4 protein-coding genes are annotated in these 5,126 nt (G+C 55.7%); all 4 read right to left on the bottom strand.

Annotated features, from left to right (window positions below; translation table 11 throughout):
- Positions 1-142: 142 nt before the first annotated feature.
- The 4 genes from RMSM_RS12380 to RMSM_RS12390 all read right to left on the bottom strand — a co-directional run bounded on the left by RMSM_RS12380 (position 143) and on the right by RMSM_RS12390 (position 4,484).
- Positions 143-352, bottom strand: a complete 210-nt coding sequence (locus tag RMSM_RS12380; protein ID WP_008696211.1) for a hypothetical protein — start codon at positions 350-352, stop codon at positions 143-145.
- Positions 353-622: 270 nt separating this feature from the next.
- Positions 623-997, bottom strand: coding sequence for a sulfatase/phosphatase domain-containing protein (locus tag RMSM_RS42530; RefSeq protein WP_236622113.1), 375 nt, complete (start codon positions 995-997; stop codon positions 623-625).
- On the bottom strand, positions 918-2,132 hold the full coding sequence (locus RMSM_RS12385) for a sulfatase-like hydrolase/transferase (RefSeq protein WP_008696214.1): 1,215 nt from the start codon (positions 2,130-2,132) through the stop codon (positions 918-920). Before RMSM_RS12385 ends, RMSM_RS42530 begins: the two co-directional genes overlap by 80 nt.
- 6 nt (positions 2,133-2,138) lie before the next feature.
- Positions 2,139-4,484, bottom strand: coding sequence for a glycosyl hydrolase family 95 catalytic domain-containing protein (locus RMSM_RS12390; RefSeq protein WP_144057592.1), 2,346 nt, complete (start codon positions 4,482-4,484; stop codon positions 2,139-2,141).
- Positions 4,485-5,126 lie beyond the last annotated feature (642 nt).

Here is a 5,126-nt window from a genome sequence, read left to right on the forward strand (position 1 = left end):
AGACGTTTCATTTGACGTTTAGCATAGACCGTCTCGTGTGGGATAACCTCCGCCAAAGCCGTGGTGGAGATGGATGCAATCAAAAATAAAATCAGACACTTATATGAAAAATCTTTCATTGGGGACTCCGTGAATGTTTGAGTTAAAGGTAAGTCGCTTCTTTGACATCGTTCTTCAGGTTGTAGAGCTCACGCTTGAAGGTGCGGGCTTTACGGGTCAGTGCAAAAACCAGCTTCCAGTCGCCGCGTCGGATTGCATAGCTTCCGTTACAATCGTGATGAATCACCGGCGGATCTTCCGTACGCGTTTTTCCCCGATAGGGCGGCAGAATATTATTGCTGTCCAAGGCCATGTGGTCTTTCAGTTCAGCACCGTGTGGGCATCCGTAAAGTTCATGCCCTCCTTAACCAGCCGGTCGAGGTGTGGTGTCGGCACAGGGCACTTCGGGTTTTTCGCCTGAACAGATCCATAGCCCTTTTCATCCGGCAATGAATAATAGGTGTTGCCCCGCTTGGTGGTGTAGTTCTGTGTTTTATCGAGCGTCGGCAGCGGTGCATCGAGAGCAACATTTTCATTTCAAAAGCGGCCCGTCGGGATGAACCGGACGGATCTGCTCGTCCTGTTATTGGGCCAGTTCGACAACCAGTTCCTGACAGCGTTTACGATGGGCATTCAGGATTTCTTTGTATTCAGGATTTTGAGCGAGGTTGTTCTGCTCGTTTGGGTCGTCCTCCAGGTTGAACAGCTCCTCATAAATTGGCTGTTCACCGTTGATCGAGGCATCGGGCAGGTATTTTTTGCGATCGTTTTCTTTGGAGAAGTAGCGGATATATTTCCACTCGCCGCTCCGCACCGCTTCGTGACGCGGGTAGCCTTGATCCGTGAACAGATTTTCCAGAAAGATGTCCTGGCGCCAATCAACGGGCTTGCCTTCCAGCAGGGGCCGCAGGCTTTTCCCCTGATAAGCGGCTGGAACCTTCAGCCCGCACAGATCCAAAATCGGTCGCCGGAATGTCCTGCCCGACCACCAGCGCATCCAGCCGTCGGCCCGTTTGGTTTTTGGGCAGAAACGGAGAGTAGATCATCATCGGCACGTGCGCGGATTCTTCATACAGCATGGTCTTCCCGCCTATCCCGTGTTCGCCGTAGAGCAGTCCGTTGTCGGAACAAAACACGATGATGGTGTTGCTGTCTTCCCCCAGTTCCACCAGCAGTTTCCGCAAGCTCCCGATGAAGTCGTCGATCCCATAAACCGCACGGGCCGTTTTCAACTTGGTATCCAGCAGTCTCTTTCCCGTTAGACGATAGTAGGGCTCCATCTCCTCGACCGTGATCACGTCGGTTGGCAATCCCAGTTTCTCTGCGGGGAGCACGATCCGGCTTTTTTCATCCTCATACAATGTGGAATAAAATTTCGGGTCTCCCGGCCGTGAACCCATCCCGCCCAGACTCGCTTGATGCGGGAGATTGAAGTTGATCCAGGCAACGAACGGCTTTGCCGGATCGCGGCGTTTCAACTGCTCCTTGACCGAGAGATCGGCGTTTTCGAAAAAGTAATCAAACTCGTTCCCCGGCCTCAAGTAGGCCTCGGTCGCTTCGAACAATCCCTCGATCTGCGACTGCTTCTTCAGATTGAAAAACGCCTTGCCCTTTTTTGCCAGGTGGAATCCCAAGTGTCCTTCTCCGAAATAGGCGAAGTCGATGTTCTGTCTCAGGGGCGTGTTTGCGCGATCCACGATCTTGGTGTGGTGCTTGCCAACGAACGCGGTGGAATATCCCGCCTGCTTCAACTGCATGAGAAAGCTGTTCGCAAACGCCTCCCGCGAAACGAAGTTGTTCGACATGTGGGTGAACCCAATGCGATTCCTGCGTTCCCACTGACCGGTGAAAATGTTCGCGCGACTCGGCCCGCAGATGGGGCTCGTGATGAAGGCGTTGTTGAAAAACACCCCTTCCTGTGCCAGTTGATCGAGGTTCGGCGTTTGGGTGACCGGATCGCCGGTCATCGCGAGCGAGTCGAATCGCTGATCGTCGGAAAAGACGAAGATGACATTGGGCCTCGGCGCGGCCAGGAGTGTGCTCGTCAAGCAGGACAGGACGAGCAGAATGGAGTGGATCGGGAATCTCATCATGGAATCCTATTTTGCAGGCTGGTATCTTTCGTTCAGACCAAAGCTATTGCAGTTTTCCGGCTTTGCGGCGACCGGTTCGACGATGGCTTCCTCTACACCCTCCGCATAGAGAATGGCTTCCTCACCCTGCTTTAGGTCGATCTTGAAGCGCCCTTCGGGCATTTGCCGCACAGCGGATTTTTCGATCCCTGCGATGCGCGCCGGGACCATCTCGGTCTTTAGCAAACAAGGTTCGCCCGCCCGGCTTTTGATGCGGATGAACTGCGTCGCGCCTCCCTTGCGCACCGCACTGACTTCGAATCCGCCCGCCGCCAGCAGGCCGTCAAAAGCAATGTTCCGCCACGACTTCGGCACAGCAGGAAATACACGGATGGTATCGCCCCAACTTTGCAGCAGCATCAATTGCATGGAATCGCACAGGGAAAGCGGGGTCTCGGTGACGGGCTGCACGCGATTGGTTTCCGTGTACATGGTGGTCGGATGAATTTCCGCCGGGTTGTCCGGATACAGCTCCTGCATCCGCATGAAGATATCGAGATACTTGCCTGCCTTCTCTCCGTCGCCTTGAAGCGCATACATGGCAGCGGCACCGCTCCATGAATACCCGGCATTCCCGCGCCCGGGATAGTTGATCCAGTGGTCCATCGACTTAGCGATGAGTTCCCGGTTTTCCGGCTGGTCGATGTTGATCTCGCAAAGCGGATAGATCATCAGCAGGTGCGAGTAATGCCGGTGGGACTGCGCGAACGGAAAATCCTTCGCGACCATGTACCCGTTTTCGTTCTTCGGGTAATCCACGAGACGTGCGACGACATCCTTCCATTTCGGCAGCAGTGGATCATTGATCCGATAGCGCTCATCAATCTGGATCAGGGTGCGGCAGCCCCAGCGGAACAGCGCCAGATTGAAATTGCAGTCCTCTCCCCCGCCGTATTCCGGCGAGCGGGTTTCCGGCAGATGAATCCTGCCGTCCTCCCCCTCGACCATGAAGTGCAGGTAGGTATTCACCGACTTCTTCAAAAGCGGAAAAAACTTCTGCGTGATCCGTTCCGCATCCATCGTACGCTCCAGCATTAGCCAGTAGTCGTGGCAGGTCCACAGCAGCTCGCCCGTGAATCCCAGCCTGCCGCTCGGAAACGGGCTCACAAAGGTCTGCGGCGCAATGGTTGACATGCCCGCGCAGTCGCCCCCGTAACTCTCGGGCATGTTGGCGACCAGCGTCGGCAAACATTCGTCGAGCTTGGTGAACAGGCTCTCGGCCACTTCCAGACGATTCGCGGTCGAGAGAAACCAGTAGGAGAGCTGGGTGTTTAGGTTGAACCATCCGTTGGCCCACGCGGTCTCCTCGACCATCCACGGCCCCATCGTATCCATGTAGGCGCGGCCTTTGCGGGCGCCCGCGCCAAATTTATAAACCTGAATCCAGTAGAAACTTTCCATCCGGGTGTCATCCAGGCTAACGAAGCTTTTCGGATAGTAGTCGTGCCACCAATCACGGTGGCGCTGGACGAGGCTTGCGAACGATTCGTCCTCGATCGCCTTGAGATGCGCGACCGCATCCGCCACCGCCGTGCTGCCGGGGTGGCTGTGTTCGATGGAAATGAACAGCCGCTGCCCGCCATCGCGCCCGTCCTTGACCGTCCAGGCGGTCCCGGTTCCGCCGCCGGCCACGAGCGTTTGGCGGCAGATCTGATAGCCGTCGAGCACCCCCAACTCCGGATCGGGATTGTATTTGTAGGGAGCGGAAGCCCATTTCTTGCGGCTCGGGTGCGCCTTATCACCCTTGTGCGCCACGTCGTTTTCCGCCTGCAACCGGGCCGGCGCGATCGCCTTTAACGGCACGAAGTCCAATCGCATGGCTGCCTCGCCGCCGGATGGCATGAACTCATAGACAATCACCATATCCGCGCTATGCACGAATCCGCGTATCTCCACCTGCCCCTTGTCCGTCACCACCCGCGCGCGGGCCTCCGCATCGTAGAGATCCAGGCGTCCCTCGAAGCAGGTGATTTTACCAGCCGTTTTCAAAGTGAAGTAGCCGTTCGGCAACCGTGACTGGGCGATGAACGGCTGCCCTTTCGTCTTGTGATCCTCCACATCGGCGCGGCCCAGGCTGATCCGAATCGTATGATTATCGAGTTGATGGAACATCGACCCCAGCATCCCGTTTCCGAGAAACGGCCCGTCGGTCCAGGCCTTTGGCGCTTCCGTCCAAACCAGGTCATGCCGCGCGAGGAATTCCGGCCAGTCAATCTGTACCCTGTTCTCCGCCGCCTGCACTGTTGTGAGCCCTAACGCGAGTAAACCCACACTCAACCAACCTGTTCTCTTCATCGCATTCTCCATTTTCATGGCACCTGCTCTCCGGGTGTCGTTTTCATCTTTTTTTTCAAAAGCGGCCAGTCGGGAGTGAACTGGACGGGTCTTGCTGTTTCTGCCGTCTGCCGGCACCGGCGGAATTTGGTTTAAAAGCTTGCTGAGATGTTTGTGCTGAGAGATCGCGATGTCTCCGCTGATTTTACCAGCAAGATCGTGGGTTTCGTCCAGATCATTGGCGATGTCATAAAATCGTCCGTCGGTATAAAGCTTAAACCGGCCGGTGTCAGGCTGACACCATCAAAAACCTGCGAACACGATCAAAGGGGCCAGGCCTCTTTGACGTTTAAATACCATACCCTTGCTTCTCTACCTACCGACTGAGCGGAAAATATGTGTCCGGCATGAGCGTAGTGGACGAGGTTACGAGTCCCTGTAGCGGAATGCCGTGGCATGGACTCGTAACCTCGTCCTCTACTGCGGAACGAACTCCAAACATAAACCCCGCACTGCTCGGCAATTCATCCATTCTGACAGCCGATGCTCCTTCGTTTTGATTTGACACGGATGAACCTGCGTGGTACATAACACCTCCTGGTTTCACTTTCGGGCGGTTTTTTGTGGACAAGCCTAATCCCAAGCAGCTATCGGCTCCTGACCGAGCCGCGATCATCATCC

It is taken from the genome of Rhodopirellula maiorica SM1 (assembly GCF_000346295.1).
In the GTDB taxonomy this organism is placed as follows: Bacteria; Planctomycetota; Planctomycetia; order Pirellulales; family Pirellulaceae; genus Novipirellula; species Novipirellula maiorica.

Excerpts from the sequence above, each read along its gene's own strand:
- RMSM_RS12385 (WP_008696214.1), bottom strand. The coding sequence starts at position 2,132 with ATGATGAGATTCCCGATCCACTCCATTCTGCTCGTCCTGTCCTGCTTG.
- RMSM_RS12380 (WP_008696211.1), bottom strand. The coding sequence starts at position 352 with ATGGCCTTGGACAGCAATAATATTCTGCCGCCCTATCGGGGAAAAACG.
- RMSM_RS12390 (WP_144057592.1), bottom strand. The coding sequence starts at position 4,484 with ATGAAAATGGAGAATGCGATGAAGAGAACAGGTTGGTTGAGTGTGGGT.